The 23,400-nt window shown below is 37.5% G+C and carries 22 protein-coding genes and 1 pseudogene; 21 read left to right on the forward strand and 2 right to left on the reverse strand.

The features are described 5' to 3' along the window. The first annotated feature begins 50 nt into the window (after positions 1-50). The 12 genes and pseudogenes from ACSVDH_RS09220 (at position 51) to sdaAA (ending at position 12,247) form a co-directional block, all read left to right on the forward strand. Complete coding sequence (locus ACSVDH_RS09220) at positions 51-1,070, forward strand: DUF3231 family protein (RefSeq protein WP_439249192.1); 1,020 nt, start codon at positions 51-53, stop codon at positions 1,068-1,070. A gap of 485 nt (positions 1,071-1,555) precedes the next feature. Continuing rightward, on the forward strand, positions 1,556-2,353 hold the full coding sequence (locus ACSVDH_RS09225) for an arylamine N-acetyltransferase family protein (RefSeq protein WP_439249193.1): 798 nt from the start codon (positions 1,556-1,558) through the stop codon (positions 2,351-2,353). A gap of 33 nt (positions 2,354-2,386) precedes the next feature. Continuing rightward, entirely contained in the window at positions 2,387-2,839 is a 453-nt protein-coding gene (locus ACSVDH_RS09230) for a dienelactone hydrolase family protein (RefSeq protein ID WP_439249194.1), read from the forward strand. Between the two features lie 323 nt (positions 2,840-3,162). Beyond that, positions 3,163-3,897, forward strand: a complete 735-nt coding sequence (locus ACSVDH_RS09235; protein ID WP_439249195.1) for a PadR family transcriptional regulator — start codon at positions 3,163-3,165, stop codon at positions 3,895-3,897. Positions 3,898-3,915: 18 nt separating this feature from the next. Beyond that, a pseudogene (locus ACSVDH_RS09240) lies at positions 3,916-5,655 on the forward strand (ABC transporter ATP-binding protein). Between the two features lie 56 nt (positions 5,656-5,711). Next, positions 5,712-7,466, forward strand: a complete 1,755-nt coding sequence (locus ACSVDH_RS09245; protein ID WP_439249780.1) for an ABC transporter ATP-binding protein — start codon at positions 5,712-5,714, stop codon at positions 7,464-7,466. 53 nt (positions 7,467-7,519) lie between these two features. Continuing rightward, on the forward strand, positions 7,520-7,690 hold the full coding sequence (locus ACSVDH_RS09250; protein ID WP_439249196.1) for a hypothetical protein: 171 nt from the start codon (positions 7,520-7,522) through the stop codon (positions 7,688-7,690). Then, positions 7,671-7,859 (forward strand): hypothetical protein, encoded by a 189-nt coding sequence (locus ACSVDH_RS09255; RefSeq protein WP_439249197.1) that lies wholly within the window; start codon positions 7,671-7,673, stop codon positions 7,857-7,859. Before ACSVDH_RS09250 ends, ACSVDH_RS09255 begins: the two co-directional genes overlap by 20 nt. 97 nt (positions 7,860-7,956) lie before the next feature. Beyond that, positions 7,957-9,213: an MFS transporter gene (locus ACSVDH_RS09260; protein WP_439249198.1), complete on the forward strand. Its 1,257-nt coding sequence runs from the start codon at positions 7,957-7,959 to the stop codon at positions 9,211-9,213. Positions 9,214-9,273: 60 nt separating this feature from the next. Continuing rightward, positions 9,274-10,311: a hypothetical protein gene (locus ACSVDH_RS09265; RefSeq protein ID WP_439249199.1), complete on the forward strand. Its 1,038-nt coding sequence runs from the start codon at positions 9,274-9,276 to the stop codon at positions 10,309-10,311. 382 nt (positions 10,312-10,693) lie between these two features. Next, the gene (sdaAB, locus tag ACSVDH_RS09270) at positions 10,694-11,356 is read left to right on the forward strand and encodes an L-serine ammonia-lyase, iron-sulfur-dependent subunit beta (protein ID WP_299089153.1); all 663 of its coding nucleotides are present in this window, start codon (positions 10,694-10,696) and stop codon (positions 11,354-11,356) included. Positions 11,357-11,380: 24 nt separating this feature from the next. After that, positions 11,381-12,247, forward strand: coding sequence for an L-serine ammonia-lyase, iron-sulfur-dependent, subunit alpha (gene sdaAA / locus ACSVDH_RS09275; protein ID WP_439249200.1), 867 nt, complete (start codon positions 11,381-11,383; stop codon positions 12,245-12,247). Between the two features lie 74 nt (positions 12,248-12,321). Here the strand turns inward: sdaAA and ACSVDH_RS09280 are convergent, their stop codons facing one another. Beyond that, a complete protein-coding gene (locus ACSVDH_RS09280; protein WP_439249201.1) occupies positions 12,322-12,774 on the reverse strand; it encodes a YndM family protein in 453 nt (150 codons plus the stop codon). Between the two features lie 487 nt (positions 12,775-13,261). Here ACSVDH_RS09280 and ACSVDH_RS09285 point away from each other — a divergent pair, with 487 nt between their 5' ends. The 8 genes from ACSVDH_RS09285 (at position 13,262) to ACSVDH_RS09320 (ending at position 22,700) form a co-directional block, all read left to right on the forward strand. Next, entirely contained in the window at positions 13,262-14,269 is a 1,008-nt protein-coding gene (locus ACSVDH_RS09285) for a LacI family DNA-binding transcriptional regulator (RefSeq protein WP_439249202.1), read from the forward strand. 204 nt (positions 14,270-14,473) lie between these two features. Beyond that, a complete protein-coding gene (locus ACSVDH_RS09290) occupies positions 14,474-15,799 on the forward strand; it encodes an ABC transporter substrate-binding protein (RefSeq protein WP_439249203.1) in 1,326 nt (441 codons plus the stop codon). A gap of 140 nt (positions 15,800-15,939) precedes the next feature. Then, a complete protein-coding gene (locus ACSVDH_RS09295) occupies positions 15,940-16,809 on the forward strand; it encodes a carbohydrate ABC transporter permease (protein WP_439249204.1) in 870 nt (289 codons plus the stop codon). Continuing rightward, on the forward strand, positions 16,799-17,686 hold the full coding sequence (locus ACSVDH_RS09300) for a carbohydrate ABC transporter permease (protein ID WP_439249205.1): 888 nt from the start codon (positions 16,799-16,801) through the stop codon (positions 17,684-17,686). Before ACSVDH_RS09295 ends, ACSVDH_RS09300 begins: the two co-directional genes overlap by 11 nt. 31 nt (positions 17,687-17,717) lie before the next feature. Beyond that, a complete protein-coding gene (locus ACSVDH_RS09305; protein ID WP_439249206.1) occupies positions 17,718-18,329 on the forward strand; it encodes a YesL family protein in 612 nt (203 codons plus the stop codon). Between the two features lie 211 nt (positions 18,330-18,540). Then, a complete protein-coding gene (locus ACSVDH_RS09310) occupies positions 18,541-20,187 on the forward strand; it encodes a spore germination protein (protein WP_439249207.1) in 1,647 nt (548 codons plus the stop codon). After that, positions 20,177-21,382, forward strand: a complete 1,206-nt coding sequence (locus ACSVDH_RS09315; protein ID WP_439249208.1) for a Ger(x)C family spore germination protein — start codon at positions 20,177-20,179, stop codon at positions 21,380-21,382. Before ACSVDH_RS09310 ends, ACSVDH_RS09315 begins: the two co-directional genes overlap by 11 nt. 217 nt (positions 21,383-21,599) lie before the next feature. Further along, complete coding sequence (locus tag ACSVDH_RS09320; RefSeq protein ID WP_439249209.1) at positions 21,600-22,700, forward strand: GerAB/ArcD/ProY family transporter; 1,101 nt, start codon at positions 21,600-21,602, stop codon at positions 22,698-22,700. Here the strand turns inward: ACSVDH_RS09320 and ACSVDH_RS09325 are convergent. Next, positions 22,693-22,929, reverse strand: coding sequence for a YczF family membrane protein (locus ACSVDH_RS09325; RefSeq protein WP_439249210.1), 237 nt, complete (start codon positions 22,927-22,929; stop codon positions 22,693-22,695). The two genes, ACSVDH_RS09320 and ACSVDH_RS09325, sit on opposite strands and share 8 nt — an antisense overlap. A gap of 149 nt (positions 22,930-23,078) precedes the next feature. Here ACSVDH_RS09325 and ACSVDH_RS09330 point away from each other — a divergent pair, with 149 nt between their 5' ends. Beyond that, entirely contained in the window at positions 23,079-23,375 is a 297-nt protein-coding gene (locus ACSVDH_RS09330; RefSeq protein WP_439249211.1) for a GerAB/ArcD/ProY family transporter, read from the forward strand. The last annotated feature ends 25 nt before the right edge of the window (positions 23,376-23,400 follow it).

A 23,400-nucleotide genomic window follows, 5' to 3' on the forward strand; every position in this document is an offset into this window, starting at 1 on the left:
CAAAGAATAAACATCATATTGAAAATGTATTCCTTGGAGGAAATATAGCTATGACAGAAAATCATAAAATGCTGACATCTGCTGAGATTGCCTGTATTTGGACTGCTTTTATGAACGATAGTATGTCCAAGTGTATTCTAGGATATTTTTTAAAACATGTTGAAGATGAGGAAATTCGTTCAATTGTTCAATATACATATGACCTTTCAGCCACCCATATTGAAAAATTAACAAGCTTATTTCAAAAAGAAGGAATCCCCTTACCGACAGGGTTTACAAATGAAAAGGACATAAATAATAATGCTCCCCGTCTTTACACCGATTTGTTTATGCTTACTTATATTAATCATATGGCAAAAGTAGGTTTATTTGCATACAGCGGTTTTATTGCCATGAGCGCAAGAAAGGATATTAGAGCTTATTTTAGAGAAGGACTTCAAGAAACATCAAATTTATATGATGAAAGTTCAGATGTTGCCCTTTCAAAGGGAGTATTTGTTCGTGCTCCCTATATCGCGTATCCATCCAAAACTGATTTTGTCGATAATAAAAAATATTTAAGCGGGTTTTCAATATTTAGTAAACAGCGTCCGCTAAATACAATTGAAATTTCCCATTTATTTATGAATATCCAAACAAACGTGATCGGAAGTAAGCTTGCCATTAGCTTTGCACAAATTTCACCTGACGAAAAAATACAAAAATGGATGATCAGAGGCAGTGAAATTTCCAAAAAACATGTTCAAATATTTACAAAAGCATTAATTAACAATAATATCCAACCACCTATTTCATCAGATATATCCATTTCAGATTCAACCATAGCACCATTTTCAGATAAGTTGGCCATGTTTCATATGTCCCTATTAAGCACAGCAGGAATTGGCAACTATGCAACAGCGGCAGCTGCAAGTCAAAGAAGCGACCTAGTTTTGAATTATGAACGTTTATCATTAGAAATCGCTCAATATGCTAAGGACGGCGCTGATATCATGATTCAAAACAACTGGTTAGAACAGCCCCCAGGAACGTTAGATAAAGAAAAACTGTCGAGAATGAAAGAAACATAATCGATTGATCAAATTAAAATGTCGTTTTTTCGAATTCGTAGATAAAACGTACATTGATTTTTGCTTATGCAAGCATCTTGAAGATTGCCTTTTATGTTCTCTGTTGTATAATAATAGTAATCAAAGCAGAATACATTAAAAAAGACCGCTGGTGCTGGAACACCAAACGGTCCTGCAATAGACGGTTCCTTTTTAAAGGAGTCGGCCAAATCGGTAGAAGAATCCACCTGAGCCACTAACTCAAGGGTGGATTATTTTTTTGAGTCAAATGATAGAATCGCTACGATTAGACTTGCAAATGCAACCGAAAACATCAATGATTCAAAAATCGTCAATCAGCCTCACCCCCTTTACCAGGAGTGTGCCGACACCCTTGAGAAAACCTTCTATTGTCCCATTTATTGTACCATGATAATTGGAATGGATGTTGGTCATTTGGACAATAAGTCTGTATACATATTAGAAAATCTAAGGAGGGACTCTAGATGAATCAACATGAATATGATGTTGATCAATTATTTCGTAAAAGAATCAATTATCCAGAAAATGAAATGATAACCTTTGAAAAATTGGATGATATCCTTGAAAAAACAGCAACAGCCATCCCTTTTGAAAATTTATGTATCATCGCAAATGACACGATTGAAATCACAAAGGAATCCTTGCTAAACAAAATTGCCATAAAAAATGAAGGCGGTCTTTGTTATGAACTAAATGCTTTTCTTTATTTCTTCTTTTTAAATAATGGTTTTAACGTCCAGTTAATTCGTGGAGTTGTCTATAATGACAAAGAGAAACGCTGGAACTCTGTAGGGCGCACTCATGTCGCAAACCTGCTAGAGTATAAGGGGGAGACATACCTTATTGATACCGGCTTCGGGGGAAACTTGCCGTTAAAGCCGGTTCCATTAAGCGGCAGGAGTGTAGCATCCAGAAACGGCGAGTTTAGAGTAAGAAAGCTAGCTACAGAGCATGGCAATTATGTTTTTGAAATGATACGAAAGGATAAAGATCAAGAGTGGACATTAGGGTATGCTTTTGATTCAAACCGAATAGTTAACACTCTTTCAGAATTAAATGAGATCCAACAAACGATTCTAGAACATGAGGAATCGCCATTTAATAAAAGAAAGCTTGTGACAAGGTTAACGAAAAATGGAATGAAAATATTGACAGACACTTCATTAACGGAATGGATTGATGGGGTGGTGAAAAAAACAGAAGTTGATGAACAAGGATTTAAAGCAGCAGCAAAGGAGCATTTTGGATTATTTCGATCTTGATTGTGTAATGAATAACAAAAGGCGGGAATTGGGATGACAACAGATATCATAGGAAAAGGGTCCTCCACACTAGTTATTGTTCTCCATGAAATCTATGGTTTGAACCAATTTATGAAGGAAACATGCAGGGTGGTATCGGAGCTAGGGGCAGATGTTGTTTGTCCTAATTTAATTGATCGTGAAGTTCCTTTTGATTATACGGAAGTTGACGAGGCTTATCAGCATTTTACTGAGAATATTGGATTGATCAGTGCAAAGAATAAAGTAAACTCTATTATTATGGATCTAAACGCTAAGTATGAAAAAATCCTTATATTAGGGTATAGCATCGGAGCGACTATTGCTTGGCTTTGCAGTGAGGATGATAAGATTGATGGTATCATTGGTTTTTATGGTTCCAAAATAAGGAATTATACAGAAATATCACCAAAATGCCCAACACTGCTTTTTTTTTCCGGAAAAGGAGCATTCCTTTCAAGTAGATGAGCTACTAAAAAAATTAGAAAAGGAAAATGTTCAGGTCATTAAACTTGAAGGATTGCATGGATTTAGTGATCCGTATTCTCCAAATTATCATCCAGTTTCTGCACAGAATGGATTCGACAAATTACTGGATGTTGTCCAAACCGCAATAGATGACTAACTCTCTAGATTTGCTTCAATATTCATAGATAGAAGAACAAAACACTAACGGCTCTATTAATGAGGCCGTTTTTTTTATGTCGATAAAAATAATCGATATATCTCTTGTATTCCATCAATATATCGATTAAGATTAATCGTAATTAAAACGATATGGAGGTTTCGTGGTGTCATTTTTTAATAGACAGGATATTCTTACTATCTTAATTCATATAAGCCGTGAGGATATAAGCAGGGAAAGATTACAGGAAATTTTAAGAAACGAAATACCCATGGTAGGTGAGGCCATTGATTTTTTGCTTCAGGAAGAAATCATCTTATCGAAAAAGAATATGTTGTCCTTATCTGAAAAGGGCTTGAAAAGGTCACGTCACTTCTTTGAAAAGCCTTCACATTTAAGAGACAAAATGAAATCAAAATTTGCAAAGAGACGGGGGCTGATCCAACTAGCGATTCTCCAGCTTCTTAAAGAAGAGCCTAGACATGGTTATCAAGTAATGAAACTGTTGGAAGAGCGAAGTGGCGGGTTCTATTCCCCGAGCGCGGGTACGGTGTACCCTGCTTTACAGGATTTATTAGATAAAGAGCTGATATCAGTAGATGAACAAGCTGATAAAAAAGTGTATGACTTAAAGCAGGAAGGATTGGAATTTCTAGAAGATCTTGTCCAGGACGATGACGAAGTATTCTGGGAGGAATGGCGTCTCCGCTTAATGTGGAAGCAATCTACTGAAGCAGCAGTGGTCAGAGCAGAAATGGATAAGTTTCAGCTCGAATTTCATTATGCGATGAGAGCTGTATTAACGAATCCAGCACTTGCAGAGGAGCTCGTCTCAATTATTAGGAAGGGAAGAAACGAACTCATTCAATGGTCAAATGAAACGGATAAAAAGGAAAAATGATAGGTAGGAGTAAAGATTATGAAATCTGTCAAAAAACTGTTATCGTTCACAAAGCCATATAAACTATTTATCTTGCTTGCCCCGTTATTAATGGCGTTGGAGGTCACGATGGATCTCCTGCAGCCAATGATTATGCAAAAAATGATTGATAATGGGATTGTTAATGGAGATATGAATTATGTCATAAGCATGGGCATTCTTATGATTGGCGCTGCGGTAATTGGCCTCTTTGGGGGTGCAGGCTGCGCAATTTACAGTACACGTGCTGCGGTCAATTTTGCTACTGATATTAGAAGAGATGTGTTTAAAAAAGCAACATCTTTATCAAATGAAAATCGTGATCATATTGGTTCAGGTAAATTAATTACGATTTTAACTAGTGATATTTCCGTGGTTCAAACAGCATTGATGATGACGCTCCGTGTGTTTGTCAGGGGACCGCTGCTTTTTATTGGCAGCATTATCATTGTCTTTTTTCAGGCACGAGAGCTGTTTCCTCTATTGTTCATTCTAGTTCCGATTCTGCTATTTTTTATTATCCTGCTTTCCAAAATGGCCGGTGTCTGGTTTAAGCGGGTTCAGGAAGGGATGGATCAGCTTAATACAAAGCTGCAGGAAAACATCGCAGGAATACGGGTTGTCAAAGCGTTTGTCCGGAAAGATTACGAGATTGGCCAGTTTAAGATTGTAAATGATACATTAACAAAAACAACAATACATGCTGATCAAATCATTACGGTCCTTATGCCGATTTTGCTGCTAGTCATTAATATTGGTATTGTAATTTCCCTTGTTCTAGGTGTCATGCCAGTGAATGGAGGAGCGCTTCAGGTTGGTGTGATCCTTGCGTTTATCAATTACTTGAACATTATCCTTATGGCTTTAATGTCAAGCAGTATGGTATTAATGCAGCTGATTCGTGCTGTACCGTCGGCTGCTCGGATTCAACAGGTGCTGGAAACAGAAAATAAGCATGAAAGCAATACAGTTTCTGCCAATGACTTTCCGACCAATGGAACCATTGAGTTTAAGAATGTTTCTTTTTCCTATAGTAAAAATGGTGAACATGTTTTAAGGAATATTTCCTTTGTTGCTCAAAATGGTGAAAAGATTGGGATTATTGGTCCGACAGGCAGCGGAAAAACGACGTTAATGAAACTGCTGCCTAGATTGTACGACCCTGATGAGGGAGAAATTCTTATTGATGGAAAAAACATAAAGACGATAAATTTAGAAGATTTGCGTGCTTCCATTGGGTATATTTCACAAAAACCGTTTTTATTTTCAGGAAGTATCAAAAGCAATCTCAAATTTGGAAAAACCTCTGCAACATTTGAGGAGCTAACAGCCGCATCAGAGGATGCATGTGCAGCTGAGTTTATTGAAAAGCTAGAAGCAGACTATGAGCATCAGTTAACACAAGGTGCGACAAATCTTTCAGGTGGACAAAAGCAGCGCCTATCGATTGCGAGAGCCTTTATTCGAAAGCCGGCGATGTTGATTTTAGATGATGCTAGTTCAGCAGTTGATGCACGTTCAGAAGCAAGCATTCTAAAGGCTTTGGAAACCAGGTATCTTCATACAACAACCTTCATCATCGCTTCTAAACTTTCATAAATCATTCATGCAGATAAAATCCTTGTGCTGGATGAAGGCGAAATGGTAGGACTCGGCACCCACCAAGAATTGCTTAGAAATTGCCCAGTCTATCAAGAAATATATCATACACAAGCACAAAAGGGAGGTGTAGTAAGTTGAGCAATCAATCCCTATCACGAATACAACAATCAACAGGCATCGGTCCAAAAGGAAGAATGACAGGACCAGCTGCTAAAACGAAGGATACGAAAGCAACCCTTTTGCTAGTGTGGAATTATATGGAGAGACATAAAGCAGGTTTGGTGTTATCTGGAGTTTTCGTCATCATTTCCTCCTTGTTGAGCTTATTAGGACCTTATTATATTGGCGTGATTATTGACCATTATATTATCCCTGGGGATGTTACAGGGACAATCAGAATGGCAGTGATGCTGCTGGGAATATACATTGGTGCATCTCTTTTTACATGGCTGCAGGCGTATATGATGGTCAATGTATCGGTAAAAACAATTGGGAACTTGCGCGAAGATTTATTTACGAAGCTTCAGACACTTTCCTTACACTTTTTTGATCGTCATAAGCATGGAGACTTGATGAGCAGGTTTACAAATGATATTGATAACCTGAATCAGGCATTAAGTCAAAGTGTGATCCAAATTATCTCTTCTATCTTAACCATAGCCGGAGTGACGATCGCCATGTTTTCATTGGATTGGATACTTGCACTTGTATCTTTTGTGACGATTCCGCTTATGCTGTTTGTAACAAGGAAGATTATCGGGTTCAGCAGGGAAAACTTTTTAAGACGACAAAAAGATATAGGAGAGCTGAACGGTTTTATAGAGGAATCGATAAGCGGCGGTGAAGTGATTACATTATTCGGTAAGGAGGAGGAAACATTTACACAATTTCATTCAGTGAATGAACGGTTACGCCAATCTGCGATGCGAGCTGATATGTTCTCAGGCTTCCTTGGTCCAATTAATAACTTCCTAAGTAATCTTGGATTGGGGCTAGTTATCGGTGTTGGTGCAATCATGGCGTTAAAAGGGATGACAACGGTGGGGGTCATCGCTTCCTTTGTTACCTATTCAAGACAATTTACTCGACCGATTAATCAGTTGTCAAACCTGCTTAATTCGATTCAAGCAGCTTTAGCAGGTGCGGAACGCGTTTTTGAAACAATGGATGAAGTTCCAGATCTAAAAGATAAGAAAGACGCACGTCCAGTCAATCGATTTCAAGGGGATATTACATTTATCGATGTTGATTTTAGCTATAACAATGATAAGAAAATCCTTTCGAATATTCATTTTTCCGCAAAAGCTGGTGAAATGATCGCCTTAGTGGGACCAACAGGCTCTGGTAAAACAACAATCATTAATTTGCTTATGCGCTTTTATGATATTCAATCTGGAGAAATTCTTATTGATGGCAGGAATATCAAGGATTATAGATTAAGAGAATTACGCAAAAGAATTGGAATCGTTTTGCAGGATCCTTATTTATTTTCCGGAACGGTAATGGAAAATATCCGCTATGGCAAATTGGATGCAACAGAGGAAGAGGTTATCCATGCGGCGAAAACAGCATCAGCCCACGGATTTATTAAACATTTGCCGGATCAATATAACACGGTGATTAAATCAGGAGGATCAAATATTAGTCAAGGGCAAAAGCAGTTGCTTTCAATCGCAAGGGCGATTCTGTCCAATGCAGATATTTTAATTCTTGATGAAGCAACGGCAAATATTGATACTCGAACAGAGGTAGAGATACAAAAAGGGCTTCGCAATCTGACTAAAGGAAAAACATGCTTTGTAATCGCACACCGGCTTAAGACAATTGAGCAGGCTGATCGGATATTAGTTATCAAAGATGGGGAAATCATCGAGCAAGGAAACCATGAGGAATTATTGAATCAATTCGGGTTTTATCATGATCTTTACACAAATCAGCTGAAAATATAAGGATTATAAGATTGCTAGATATTATTATGAATAGATTTGAAAGGATGATCTACATGTTTGTTAACACTGCTGTTTTTGAAATTGAAAAAGCTTATGAGGAACGTCTTGTAAGAAAGCATGAAAAAGATAAATCAGAGCTTGGAAAGGCAAAAGGACTAGTTAATTTTGAATGCTGGCGCCGAGAAAACAAGGACACCGTAGAATTTGTTTACGTATCAAAATAAGGAATCACATGACGCATTTAAAGCATGGATCTCAAGAGAAGAACATGTGAACGATCATAAAGAAATGAACAAACGGAAGAAAGAAAACCCACAAATAGAACAAGTAAAAATGAAAAAAACAATACGTGCATACGAACTTTATGAAGGGGACAGTCCCTCACTACTTTAAAGCGATGGGGGACTGTCCCCTTTTTCAAAAACCTTGTATACTAGTAAATAGTAAGTTTATGGATTTTAAAAATAAATATATAGAAAGGTTTTTGTGAATGGAATTAGAAACAGTACAACAGGTTCGTCAAAGCCGTCGATACATACCACTCCCTTTTCTCGTCATTTTTATTGGGTATTTAGTCTTTGGCTTTTCTGAGAATATTAAGGGACCGGCAATCCCGCGAATGCAAACGGATTTTGTGATCGATGAACTGCAAATTGGTATGCTTTTGGCGTTTAATTCACTTGGATTTTTGCTTGCATGCAGCTTTACAGGAGTTTTAACATCTAAATATGGAATTAAGCTTTCGAGCTTATTAGCATTTGGTTCCATGGCGTTATCTGGATTTTTCATTTATTTTTCAAGTCATTATGTGATGTTTTCGCTTTCCTATTTCTTAATGTATATTGGCAACGGAATGCTTGAAATCGCTTTAGCGATCTTGGCTGCGAGGGTTTTTACGAAAAATACCGGATTTATGATGAATTTATCGCATTTCTTTTATGGATTAAGCTCAACCGCTGCTCCAATCATGGCGACCGGTCTAATGGGGATGCATCTTTTTGGTGGTGAATTAGGTTGGCGCGGAATGTATGTGCTAATGCTGTCCCTTTGTTTAATACCGATGATTCCAGCTATTTTCAGCAGGTTTCCAGAGGATCATGCGAAAATTGAGGAAAGAATACCCTTAAAAGTGTATATAAAAGACCCTGCAGCATGGTTAATCATCACAATCCTTTCCTTAGGGGTGATTGCTGAGTTATCAATCGCCGGCTGGCTTGTTAATTTTTTAGAAAAATCTTATCAGTGGAGCGCGACCTCTTCATCTGTTATGTTATCCGTATTTTTCCTATGCTTTATGCTAGGAAGGCTTTTGCTTGGGTTCGTGACAGATAAAATTGGATTTATGACCTCACTGATCATCTTTTCTGCCATTGCAGGACTTGCAACAATTCTAGCTACGTTAATCGGTTCAACTGCAATATGGTTATTTGCCCTTGCAGGTTTCGGAATTGCACCGATCTATCCTACAGTGATGGCATTATTAGCAAAGCGCTATCCAAATGGTATTGATGCAGCGATTTCCTTTACAGTAACCTTAATGGGGATTGCTGTTGTAGTGGGGAATTTTCTAATTGGCGCCATTATTGATATTTTCAAAGAATGGTTTACCGGCCTTTATGGTTCGGAGATCGGTTTAACCCGAGGATTTCAGGCAGGTTTTATTTTTATTGGATTATGTGCTTTACTTTGTTCGGTAGCGAGTGTGATATTATATCGTTATTTGCAAAAAAGAAACGAAGTGTTGTAAAAGAATTGATCCCAGATGTACTTTATTCCATCGGTCAAATACTAATGAGAGGTGTTCTTGATGAAGGTTAGCAAGGCAAAGTCAATTGCTACTGAATGGGTTTTACAGAATGCCAGTAAGGAAAAATGGTTTATGGGAGCGTATTTCAGCGGATCAACGGTGGGAATGCCTGAAGATGCAGAAATGTCACCGTATTCTGATGTGGATGTTGTCGTGGTTACTTCCCAGGAGGAAGTACCGCTTAAGCTTGGTAAATTTGTATATAAGAATGTATTGTTGGAAGTCACTTACTTATCATGGAATCTGTTCGGTACAGTCGAAGAGGTTTTAACTTCCTATCACCTTGCAGGCAGTTTCCGAGTGAATACCATTATTGCTGACCCGACAGGACATTTTGATAAACTTTTTGCGAAAGTATCGAAGCAATTTGCTAAACGGGAATGGGTCACAAAACGTTGTGAAAATGCAAAAAGTAAAGTTGAAAATGGTATTCGCGGGTTCGATCTTTCTGCGCCATTTCATGATCAAGTGACATCATGGGTGTTTCCGACTGGTATCACTACACATGTCATTCTTGTTGCAGCATTGCAAAATCCAACAGTAAGGCTTCGCTATCTCGCTGCTCGCAAAGTGCTTATGGAATACGGGTTTGCTGACGTCTATACAGAATTATTGGAATTGCTCGGTTGTGCCGACCTAACTCCTCAGCAAGTTGAAGGGCATCTTGATCAGCTTGCCCAAACATTTGATCTTGCTGCAGCAGCTTCAAAGACACCGTTCTTTTTTAGCTCTGACATTACTCTTTCTGCCAGACCGATTGTTATTGATGGAAGCCGCCATCTTATTCGTACAGGATATCATCGAGAAACGGTTTTTTGGATTGTTGCAACATTTGCGCGGTGCCATAAAATATTAGCTGCAGACGCACCGCAAAGTTTGCAACGTGATCGATCTCCAGCCTTTGAAGCACTCCTTGCAGATATTGGAATAACAACTACAAGTGATCTTATTCGCAGTGGAAACGACGTGATCCAGTTTCTTCCTAAACTATGGAAGACAACGGAAAAAATGATTGAAGCCAATACTTCTGTCTTTTAAAAATAGGAAAATATGAAAAGGCCGCTAAGGAATTATACTTTAGCGGTTTTTTCTCTATTCCGAATGATAAAATAATTCTACAGAAATAATATTAATTTCTGCTCTAATTGCCTTTCAAAAAGAAATGGTAGAATGTTACGTTCAATTAATATTAAGTTTAAATTGAATTTTACAAAATTTTCATAGAGGATAAAAAAACATTTTCAATATGTATATATTATGTTAAGATACTTTTGTGAAAAGGAGTTATGTGAAATTCTATCCATTCGGTAACATATACCTTGAAAGCGATTACAAAACGAAAAAATATATACTTGAAATAAATAAAAAGGGGTTCACAGTTTGTAAAAAATGCTGCATAAACTATTAGGGGTGAGAACAAATGAAATATAAATCTGCTTTTGATATTATCGGTCCGATCATGATTGGACCATCAAGCTCACATACTGCTGGGGCAGCACGTATCGGCCGTGTTGCAAGAACATTATTTGGTCGTGAACCAAAACGAGCTGTTATTTCCTTATATGGCTCATTTGCTAAAACATACAAAGGACATGGAACAGATGTAGCAATCGTTGGCGGTTTGCTCGACTTTGATACTTTTGATGAACGAATTCCCAAAGCTTTGCAATTAGCTGAGCAAGCAGGGATTGAAATTGAATTTATCGCTGAAAATATTGTGACTGATCATCCAAATACAGTTAGAATTCAATTATCAAATGGTGAACATAAGCTCGATATTGTAGGAATTTCAATTGGCGGCGGTTCAATTGAAATTACAGAATTAAATTCCTTTAAACTTAAATTGTCAGGCGAATATCCGGCGATTCTTGTTGTACACCAAGATCGTTATGGAGCAATTTCAGGTGTAACGAATATTTTAGCAAAATATCAATTAAATATTGGACGGATGGAAGTATCTCGTAAGGAAAAAGGCAATATGGCAATGATGGTCATTGAAGTGGATCAAAAGATCGATGACGTCGTCATACAGGAGATTGAGAGCTTGCCGAATATTACTCAAACGATCCGAATGGTCGAGTAATGACAGTTCTTTGGAGGGATAATGATGTTTAGAAATGTAACAGAGCTTGTTGCGCTTGCAGAAAGCAAACAAGTGAAAATAGCAGAAGTGATGATCCAACAAGAGATCGAAGTCACAGGCCTTTCAAGAGAAGAAATTATTGAAAAGATGGACCGGAATTTAACGGTGATGGAGCAGGCAATTGAACGCGGATTGAAAGGTGTTCAATCCTTTTCAGGACTTACAGGCGGGGATGCCGTCTTACTTCAGAATTATTTAAAAACTGGAAAAGCCTTGGCGGGGAATGTATTGTTAGACGCGGTAAGCAAGGCAGTCGCAACAAACGAGGTAAATGCAGCAATGGGAACCATTTGTGCAACACCCACAGCTGGTTCAGCAGGTGTTGTTCCAGGTACCTTGTTTGCCGTTAAAGAAAAGTTAAATCCAACACGAATGGAAATGATTGAATTTTTATTTACGGCAGCAGCGTTCGGGTTTGTCGTAGCAAATAATGCGTCCATTTCAGGTGCAGCTGGCGGCTGTCAGGCGGAAGTGGGCTCTGCAAGCGGCATGGCAGCGGCGGCAATTGTTGAGCTAGCTGGAGGTACACCTTCACAATCGGCAGAAGCTATGGCAATTACATTAAAGAATATGCTTGGATTAGTCTGTGATCCTGTTGCAGGCTTGGTTGAAGTGCCATGTGTAAAGCGCAATGCAATGGGAGCTTCAAATGCAATCACAGCTGCGGATATGGCATTAGCTGGCATTAAAAGTAAAATACCTTGTGATGAAGTAATCGATGCCATGTATAGAATCGGCCAAACGATGCCAAATGCTCTTAAGGAGACAGCAGAAGGAGGTTTAGCAGCAACTCCAACAGGAAAGCGGCTCGCCAAAGAAATTTTTGGCTAAATAGAGATATCGTTCAACAATAAAACCAACTGAAATCTAAAACGCAGTTGGTTTTTTGCATTCAAACGAGTTTTTTAATTTTTGTCTGATTTTTTTAGATCTGTAAAATCCTCTTCTTCTCCAAATTCTGTCCCAAAAGCTAATGAAGGATTTATCCCGGCATTTCTTCTTTCTGGAAGAGCTCCTGTAACACGCTCCTGTAAAAATAAATGAACAAAAACCTCAACTGCTGTTATAATCACGGCAGATATAATGCTCCCCCAAGCAATTTGCATATAGTTCTCTAAGAGGATGCTTCCGAAAATCCAAACGCTTAAGTAGGTTAACACGAAATCTGCAACTGTTGCTGCCCGTCTCCCTAATTGCGGCAAAATAATACGATCTCCTAAAACATACGAAACAATAGTTACAAATAAACTAAAGGAAACAATATCCACTATCGTTGCATCAAAAAATAAATCTAAACCAAGGCCAAAAGCAATCATACATGTAACAAGTTTTATAAGTAAAATTGTTAGTTGGTTCATTTTTATTACCTCCCTTTCTTTAGTTTAGGTAAAAAATAAGGTGTTCATACATCGATACATGAATTTGTCCTATAAAAGATTACAAAATAATGTATTTAGGTAGGGGAAAACTAAGGTCATTTATTTAGTAAATATAGTGATTGTTTATTATGTGTGAATACACAATGAAATAGGATGTTTTTACTATTATAAAGTTATGTTTTACTTAGGAAGAATTGAAAAAGATAGGAGGGTATAATAGTAAAAAATGAAAAAAAGTAGTTGTAAGCGTTTGATTTTTCTGTTAATCTCTAAGTGTGAAGTAAAAATTAGTTAATATAAAGTAAAAACTCAAGTGTTTTTGTTAACTTGTTAACCTGATTTCTTAACTAGTCTTTTTGTGTGAATTTTTTATTAAAGGAAAAATTAGTATTGACTTGTTTCTCGCCTTCGATTATATTCTTAGTTAAATAGATTATAAGAAAACGTTTTCTCGAAAGGTGAAAAAATGAAATCAACGATAAAAGAAGTGGCTAAAAAAGCTGGTGTTTCCATTTCAACCGTTTCTCGAGTCTTAAATAATAATCAAAAGGGCTATTCAAGGGAAACAAAAGAAAAAGTATTAAAAGCAATCGCTGAACTACAATTTTCACCAAATGCAATTGCGAGGGGACTTGTTAGGAAGAAGACGCAAACAATAGCAGTCATTATGCCAGAGCTCTCTTCTTTATTTTCCACAAAGGTACTCCATGGGATCGAGGAAACAGCAAATGAGCTTCAATACAGTGTCATAATTTGCAATGCATCCCTTAACGGTGAAAGAACACTAAGATATGTGGAATTTTTAAAGGAAAAGCAAGTAGATGGCATCATCATTTTAAGTCAGAAATTAACAGAAGAAGTACATCAAGAACTTGAAAAAACCGACATACCAGTCATTCTTGTATCATCAATAAGTGAAGAATTTCCTTATCCATTTGTAAAAGTGGATGATTATCAAGCAGCTTATGATGCTACTTGCTACTTAATAAATAAAGGTCACACCTCAATTGCCATGATAAGCGGAACATTTAAAGATGTAATTGCCGGAAAGCCAAGGTTAAAGGGCTATCAACAGGCATTGGCTGACCATGGAATAGAGCTAAATGATGAATTAATTGAATTTGGTAATTTTTCTTATAAAAGTGGAAGCGATTGCATGGAAGTATTATTAAATAAAAACAGTAAGTTTACAGCTGTTTTTGCGGCCAGTGATGAAATGGCAGTCGGTGCTCTTAATAAGGCACACCAATTTGGAATAAACGTTCCGGAACAGCTTTCAATCATCGGCTATGACAACACACAACTTGCAGAAATGTCGTTTCCAAGGCTGACAACGTTGTCGCAATCGCTAGAACAGATGGGGGAAATAGCTGTATGTCATCTTGTTGCCATTATAAAGGATGAACCATTTAATCAGACATTCATTCTTCCGCACTCAATCATTGAAAGAGAGACTGTAAAATCTTTATGCTAGTAGTCTTTTTAGACGGGTTTTATGTAATAAATTGCTCAGTCTCTTTACCCTAATTTACAGAAAATGAAAACGCTTTCTGGTGTTCTTAGCATTTAAGGAGGTGAGGCACAATTATACATAAATACTAAAATCAGCTTTTTTTGGTTTCGTTTCTAGAAAGTGTTTAATCAAAGTTACCGCAATTACAAAATAGGGGGTAAATGTATGAAGAAAACAAAACTTGCATTTTTATTACTTGTATTATTGCTTGTGATGGTACCGGTTCTACAAGGTTGCAGCGATTCTAGTAGTTCAAGTTCATCAGATTCAGGCTCAAATGGTTCTGGTGAAACGGTTAATTTGACATTTTCAGCTTGGGGAAATCCAGCAGAGATTAAAGTTTACCAAAAAGCTGTAGATGGATTCATGAAGGAAAACCCAAATATCAAAGTAAAACTTGTACCAATCCCAAGTGATGGGTATATTCAAAAATTACAAACACAACTTCAAGGAAGTCAAGCTCCAGATGTATTCTACGTGGGTGACGGTGATATTTCAAAAATTATCGAAACTGGAAAATTAGCTCCGCTTAGCGAATTTATGAATAGTTCAGAAAGCTATGCAAAACCTGAGGAATTTGCTGAAGGTTTATGGGGTGCTGCTAAAAAAGATGATGAAATTTACGGTATTACTGTTGACTGTAACCCAATGTTACTCTACTACAACAAAAAATTATTCTCAGAATTAGGTATTAAATCTCCTCAAGAATATTTCGATGCTGGTGAATGGAATTTCGCCGCAATGGAAGAAGTGACAGACCAATTACGTGATGGCGGAAAATATGGATTTATCGCAGATAACGGCTGGGCTTCTTTATTTAGCTGGATTTGGGCGAATGGGGGAGAAATTTATGACAAAGAAACTGGTGACTTTGTATTAGACCAAAATCCTAAGGGAACCGAAGCAATGGAATTCCTTGCAAAAATGGTAAAAGACAAAAACTTCACGTATACTGGATCTCTTCCAAAAGGTCAAGGAGCAGAAGCAATGTTTATGTCTGGACAAGTTGGAATGGTTGCTGCAGGCAGATGGTTTACACCATTATTCCACGAAAACAAATCTTTAGAGTGGGATTATATTTCTTGGCCATCAAACACTGAAAACAAAACCGAGCCAGTTGCAATCCCAACAGCATATATGGCTGTAAATAATGATTCTAAAAACAAAGAAGCAGCGATGAAATTCGCATCTTACTATACTTCTACTCTTGGACAAAAAGACCGTTTAACTGGTATTGGTAACGCAATTCCATCTGTCAACGGTATTGATGAAGTTGTAACAGAATCAAAAGTTCCTGAGCACGTAGACGTCATCATTAATGCTCGTGAGCAAGGATTTGCTAACGCTATCCAATCAACCATTCCAGGATTGGACAAAGAGGTTAATGACATTATGGACTTAATGTATCTCGGTAAAGACGATGCTAAAACAACAGTAGACAAACTTGCTGAAAAAGCAAAAGCAATGATTGAGGAACACAGAGCTGAATAATTAGTCAATTAGGGGCCTGTCTTAAAAAGGGTCTGACTCCTCCAATTTACAAATAGTTCTGCTATATTGTATTCGGTGAGTTTTGACCCTTTGATTTAGAGACAGTCCTCTCCTTATCAATACAGAAGAAGGTGATACCATTGAGAAGTCGTCAAAATCTCTGGGGTTATACATTTCTTGCACCTCAGTTAATCGGTTTATTAGCATTCTCATTAATTCCGGTTCTTTTTACATTAACGTTGAGCTTTATGAAATGGGACGGATTTGGAGCAAAAGAGTTCATCGGTCTAGGAAATTATGTAGATCAATTTACAGAACCTGATTTTTGGAAAGCATTAATAAATACTGTATACTACACAATTCTTGTTATTCCTTTTAGTATCGGAATCTCATTAGCTGTTGCCATTGCTTTAAATAAAATTAAAGGAAAAGACTTCTACCGTTTGTTTTATTTCATGCCGGTCGTTACAAGCTCTGTCTCTATCGGTGTTATATGGATGTGGATTTTAAACGGTGATTTCGGTATCCTTAACCAAGTTTTAGCGAATATTGGAGTTGAAGGGCCAAAGTGGCTGACAGATACAAAGTGGGTTATGCCCTCAATTGCTTTGTTAAGTATCTGGTGGGGATTAGGTCATAACATGGTTATTTTCTTAGCGGGGCTCCAAGGGATTTCAAGATCCTATTATGAAGCAGCTGAAATTGATGGTGCAAATAAATGGCAGCAATTCCGTCATATTACATTGCCGTTATTGTCACCAACAACATTCTTTATCACGATTATGGCGATTATTTCATCCTTCCAAGTTTTTGACCAAGCGTTTGTTATGACAAGTGGAGGACCGGCAAAATCAAGCTATACATTCGTCTATCATATTTATGAAGCAGCATTTGTTGACTTTGAAATGGGCGTGAGCTCGGCTGCTGCGATGATCCTATTCGTTATTATTCTATTGTTTACTTTACTCCAGTTTAAGATGTCACAAAGGTGGGTTCATTATGAAGACTAGTGAAGTTCAAACGAAAACGGTTGTAGATCGAAATATTTCAGTGAGCCTTGGTAAGAAAATTAGACCAACAAGAATTTTGCTTCACATTGTATTAATCATCGGTGCTTTTTTAATGGTCGCGCCATTTTTGTGGACAATCAGCAGTTCGCTTAAGGATATGTCGCAAATTTTCCTAGTCCCGCCGAAATGGCTGCCTGACCCAGTAACATTCCAGAATTATCCGAACTCATTAACAGCCATGCCATTTGGTAAAGCGTATTTTAATAGTTTTTACATCACTGGCTTGGTCGTGTTTTTAAATATTTTAACTTGCTCTATGGCTGCCTATGCCTTTGCGAAAATTCGCTTCCGCGGTTCAAATGTGTTATTCATTTTATTTTTAGCCACGATGATGATTCCAAAGCAAGTTACAATGGTTCCGCTTTATATTATCATGGATAAACTTGGCTGGATTGATACCCATTTGGCTTTAATTGTGCCCGCTGGTTTATTTAATGCTTTTGGTGTGTTTTTATTACGCCAATTTATCAAAGGGATTCCAAATGAGTTGGAGGAAGCTGCTGTCATAGATGGTGCAAATCCTTTACGTATTTATTGGAGTGTTATTTTACCTTTAATACGCCCAGCTTTGGCTGCGTTCGGTATCTTTTCTTTCATGGGAATTTGGAACGGTTTCCTTGAGCCATTAATTTACTTATCAACACCTGAAAAATTTACAGTCCCTTTACTGTTAAATACATTTAAAGGTCTATACTTTACAGACTGGTCATTAATGATGGCAGGAACAACGATTTCTATTATTCCGGTCCTTGTCGTGTATGTCATTGCGCAAAAACAAATTATTGAAGGGATCGCATTAACTGGTTCAAAGAGTTAATTAGTATAAAAGGTGGAACGGGGTGGTTCTTATGAATAAATTGATGAACATGTTTGATTGGATCTATCGCTTACTCTACCTGAATGCATTGTGGGTATTATTTACACTTGCAGGTTTGGGTGTCTTTGGACTTTTCCCTTCTACAGTATCAATGTTCTATGTAGCAAATGAATGGGTAAGCGGAAATAAAGATATACCAGTTTTTAAAACATTTTTCACTAAATTCAAGGAAGAATTTCTTCGTTCGCAGCTGCTTGGAATACTTTTAACAGCGGCTGCTGGACTCCTTTATTTTAATCTTCAATTCTTTTTTCAAAAAGGAGGAACATTCTTTTTTATGCTTCGTTATCTTATGATAACTGTAGGCTTTTTATTTATCATCATGCTCCCGTTTATGTTCCCGCTTTTTGTCCAAAAAAGACTTTCGCTTAGAGAATTTTTTAAAAATGTCTTATTTGTAAGTATTACAAGAATATTTCATAGCGTTATGATGGTTGGAGGATGCTTAACGATCTTTGTTGTCTTTACCAAGTTTGCCGGTTTGTTTATTTTTTTCTTTGGAAGCGCTATGGCTTTTTGGTTAACATGGAACACTAAGGTTGCCTTTCATAAAATTCAACAAAAGCGTACTGTTTATCAATGATCCTATTATAAAATAAAAAAATTAATACATTAGTATAGTAGTTGAAAAAACGACTGTTACCTTTCAGATGAAATGTACAGTCGTTTTTTGATTTTTGTATGTGTTTTCTTGCAAGTATTAAAAATTAAGTAAATAGGAAAGATAACCAATAGGGAGAACGCATCGAACTATTCTTTTCGATGACACTATAAACTTGGAGCGTTATAAGAAAATGAACAGTGCATGGAAGCGGTTAACAAAAAGTCGAAAAAAAAGTAAACAGTCACCCCAGTATATGAATTCAGAAATAAATTTAACCCAAAAGGAAATAAGCCAACAATTAGATATAAATCTCAAAAATATAAAGGAAGCATTAGGGAACAGCGGTGACTTATCTGTTCGTGAATTTAAAATGGGAAAACCTACCTTACATAAGGTTGCTCTTTTGTATATTAATGGATTATCTGATAAGCAGATCATTGGCAATTTTATTATAGAAAGATTGATGGGTAATGTTAACAATACTGAAAGTGTTGACCCAAAGTCACCCGGTCAATTATTTACTTATATTAAAGAAAACATTTTAACTGTGGCAACAGTTAAAGATGAAACAGATTTAAACAAGCTGCTGCTCTCCCTCTTATCAGGGCAAACCATTCTTTTAATTGACGGCTGGAATCAAGCACTCAGCTGTTCTGCTGAAGGCGGAGAGTTGAGATCGATTACAGAACCTATGACAGAACCTGCTGTCAGAGGGCCAAAAGACAGCTTTACGGAGTCACTTATTACGAATACAGCAATGGTTCGCCGCAGGATTAAAAGTCCTAATCTCTGGATTGAAACGATGAAGCTTGGGAAGATCACACAAACAGATGCAGCAATTTTGTATGTCAAAGGAATTGTCAATGACAAGCTTCTTAAAGAAGTCAAAGAGCGACTGGATAAAATGGAAGCGGATGAGATTACTGGTTCCAATACGATTGAAGAATGGATTAATGATGACACATGGACGCCTTGGCCAACTATATTAACAACGGAACGACCTGATGTGGTGGCCGGAAATTTAATGGAGGGACGTGTTGCTATTTTTGTTGACGGTACACCGATTCCGTTGATTTTACCAGCGGTGTGGAGCCAGTTTTTTCAAACGGCCGAAGATTATTATTTGCGTTGGAATATCGCCAGTTTTTTAAGGATCTTACGGGTCGGTGCATTCTTAATCACCCTGCTTGGACCGTCTCTTTTTATTGCATTTCTTTCGTATCACCCAGAATTGATCCCAACACCTTTATTAATTAACTTAATGTCACAACGGCAAGGGGTTCCATTTCCGGTATTTATAGAGGCATTATTAATGGAAATAACATTTGAGGTTTTGCGAGAGGCAGGTGTTCGGATGCCTCGGCCGATTGGTCAGGCGGTTTCCATTGTTGGTGCACTCGTATTGGGGGAAGCAGCTGTTGCGGCGGGAATAGTTTCAAGTGCGATGGTCATTGTGGTGGCAGGGACAGCAATTGCAAGCTTTACGATCCCCCACCATACGATGCTGGATGCTGTTCGTTTACTTCGGTTTGTGATGATGATTTTTGCCGCTTCTTTTGGTCTTTATGGAGTTGGACTCTGTGTCATTATGTTAGTTGCACATACTTGCAGTGTGCGCTCTTTTGGTATTCCATACTTGGTTCCCTTTGCCCCGCTTATTTTGACTGATTGGAAAGATACGATCATCCGGTATCCAAAGCCATTTTTGTCAACGCGTCCTCGATTAATTAACCAAAAGAAAATTAAGAGGACAGGTGATCCTCATAATCTCGGGCCATCATCGAGAGAAAATCAACAAAAGGATAATAAATCAAAGAGGGATTCTAATGAAACATAGACCATTTATCATGTTTATACTGCTTTTGTCCATTGCTTTGCTGTCAGGATGTTGGGATCGCAAAGAATTACAGGACATTGACATCGTGAGCGCTATTGGTATAGATGAAGGCGGCGATGATCTAGAAAACAGATATCGCGTCACAGTTCAAGTGATAAATGAGGGACAAATAGCTGGTGGACAACAAGGAGGGAAAGGGGATTTATCTCCTGTTACGACCTATACGTCAACAGGGAGCACCATTCAGGAAACACTTCGAAAAATTGCGCCAAAGCTGCCGCAGGAACTTTTTTTTCCTCATCTCCAATTAATGGTGATTGGAGAGGATTTGGCGAGAAAAAAGGGCATTCAAGATTTATTTGACTGGCTTGAACGTGATTCACAATTTCGAACGCTTTTTCCAATTCTAGTCGTTAGAAATAATTCAGCAAAAAATGTTCTCGAAATCATGACATCTTTAGAGCCGATTCCTTCAGCAAAAATTGTCGGCGGCTTAGAATCCACTCAAAAAACGTGGGGAGAGTATGCAAGCAGCCGGGCAGATCAAGTTATTCAACAATTAGGAGGTGAGGCGGCACATTTGACAGGAATTGAGATTATAGGAACCAAAGAAGAAGGGAGTAAGTTAACAAACGTTCAACAAATATCTCCAAAAGCGGAACTTCAAATAAAAGGACTTGCCATTTTTAGAAACGGGAAACTCCAAAAATGGTTAGATGATGATGCTGCACGTGGTGCTACATGGGTTAATAATGAATTGACCAAAACCACCTTAAACCTGGATTGTAAAAAGAAAAAAAAGGGTGTTGCCGTTGATATGATGCGGTCCAAAACGAATATAAAAGTCGACATTAAAAATGATAAACCCGTTATTTATGTCTCAGTGCGATCGGAAAGTCACATCTCGGAAGTTCATTGTTCCATGGATCTCGGGAAATATGAAAACTTTGAAAAACTTGAAAAGCAGTTGCAGAAGGAAATAAAAGATGAGGTGATGATGGCCATAGAAGCTGCAAAAGAAGAAAAGAGCGATATTTTTAGTTTTGGTGAATATGTCAACCGAGAGGACCCAAAACTGTGGAAGAAAATCGATAAAAAATGGAATGATGAAATCTTTCCTGAGACAGAAGTGAAGGTAGATGTATTAGCATTTATTCGAAGATCTGGCCTGCGGACAAAGCCATATATTAAATAAACAAAAACATGAGAGTATGATCCAAAATAGGGAGTGACTTATCTGTTATAAGCAAATTTCCTTTTTAAATAATGGATAAGTATAAATTTTATAAAGGAATAGGAGAAATAACTAGATTAGACGTACAGAGATATCCTCTGAATATGATACAGTCAAAAACATTTATTAAATGAACTAAAAATCCGGGCACTAGAAGTAAAAAGGGGGATGCGAGACGATGGAGAAAGCCAAGGTTAGCGTTATTCAACTCTTTGCCATGATGCTTATATATGAACTTGGAAGTGCACTTGTCGTAAGTTATGGTGTCACGGCTAAAAAAGACGCCTGGCTGGCGATTCTTTTGGGGATGTGTGGTGGAATCGCCTTGTTTTTCATTTACTACTTTTTATTTCGCCAATATCCAAATCTTCCGCTTACCGGATATGCGAGAAAAATATTCGGCAAGTACCTGGGCTGGGTGATTGGATTGTTATACACAGTATACTTTATGTATGATGCCTCCAGAAATCTGCGTGACTTCGGGGATTTGTTGCTTTCATCGACCCTGACAGAAACACCATTATTGGCGCTCAATATCTTGATGGTTCTGACCATTTGTTATGTCCTTTATCTAGGGATCGAAGTATTAGGGAGAACAGCCGAGGTATTAATGGTTATACTGATTTGTTTAGGAATAACAGGGAATCTTTTGGTCTTTTTATCAGGTAATGTTAATCTCCATCATTTACAGCCGTTTCTTGAAGAGGGATGGAAACCAATCTTAACAACAGCCTTTCCGATAACAACTTTATTCCCTTTTGGAGAAATGATTGCCTTTACCATGCTGCTTCCTTATCTAAACCGGCCTGAATTATCGAAAAAAGTTTGGGTGACTGCCTTAATCTCTAGCGGACTTATCTTATCTTATACGACTAGTTTAGATATCGCTGTTCTTGGTGTTGAACAAGTGGAGAGAGCCACGTTTCCATTGTTATCAACTATTGGAAAGGTAAACCTTTTCGAGTTTATCCAACGGCTCGATGCTCTTGTTGTCTTTACGTTTCTGATTACGATGTTTTTTAAAATTTCGATCCTTTTTTATGTCTCAGTCATCGGGATGGTCGATTTGTTCCAGCTGAAAAATCATCATTCCATTCTGTTTCCATCTGGGGTCATTCTCCTCATTTTATCAATGGGAATTGCCACAGACTTTGCAGAGCATATTGAAGAGGGGCTAAAAACGGTAATGTTTCCTCTGCACATTCCTTTAATGTTAATCATCCCGTTATTAATGCTGTTTATTACCATAATCCGTAACCTTTTCAACAAAGTTAGTTAGAACCCTTTTGTTTGTTCGTTTTATTTTTTATGAGGTTAAAGATTTGTTGACTGATTGTAATTAATAAAAAAAATATTAACATAACATACTCTCCAGCATCCATGACCCAAAACGGGTTTAGTAAATGAGTTGCTGCTTGGGTGAAGGGAAAGCCTAAAAGAAGGTCCAATGCTAAACTAAGTAATGTAGATAGTAAAAGAATGAGTAAAAATACTCCTAACACTTTCATGTTTTTTCCTCCTAGTTGTTGTTTATGGTAAATAGTATTTGTTAAGAGGGGAAATTTTAATGAAAAATTCTTGATAAAGAAATCTGTCATTATTCGGATAATTTCCTTTTTAGGTTGAATTTATGTCTAGAAGGGGAGGGTTTTAAAGGATGGAGAAAGCTAAAATTAGCGTTATTCAACTTTTTTCCATAATGTTTATATTTGATATGGGAACTGCATTAGTTATAAGTTATGGAATAGGTGCCCAAAAAGATGCCTGGCTTGCCATTCTCTTAGGAATGCGTGGTGGAGTTGTCTTATTTTTTATTTACTATACATTATTACGCCAATATCCAAACCTTATGTTTACCGGATATGCGAGGAAAATATTTGGAAAATACCTTGGTGGATCATTGGCTTACTTTACGTTGTATATTGGTTATACGCTGCTGATTAAAAAAAGATAAACCAAAATCAAATGTAACATAATAA

Source organism: Metabacillus sp. Hm71, assembly GCF_051842955.2.
GTDB lineage: Bacteria > Bacillota > Bacilli > Bacillales > Bacillaceae > Metabacillus.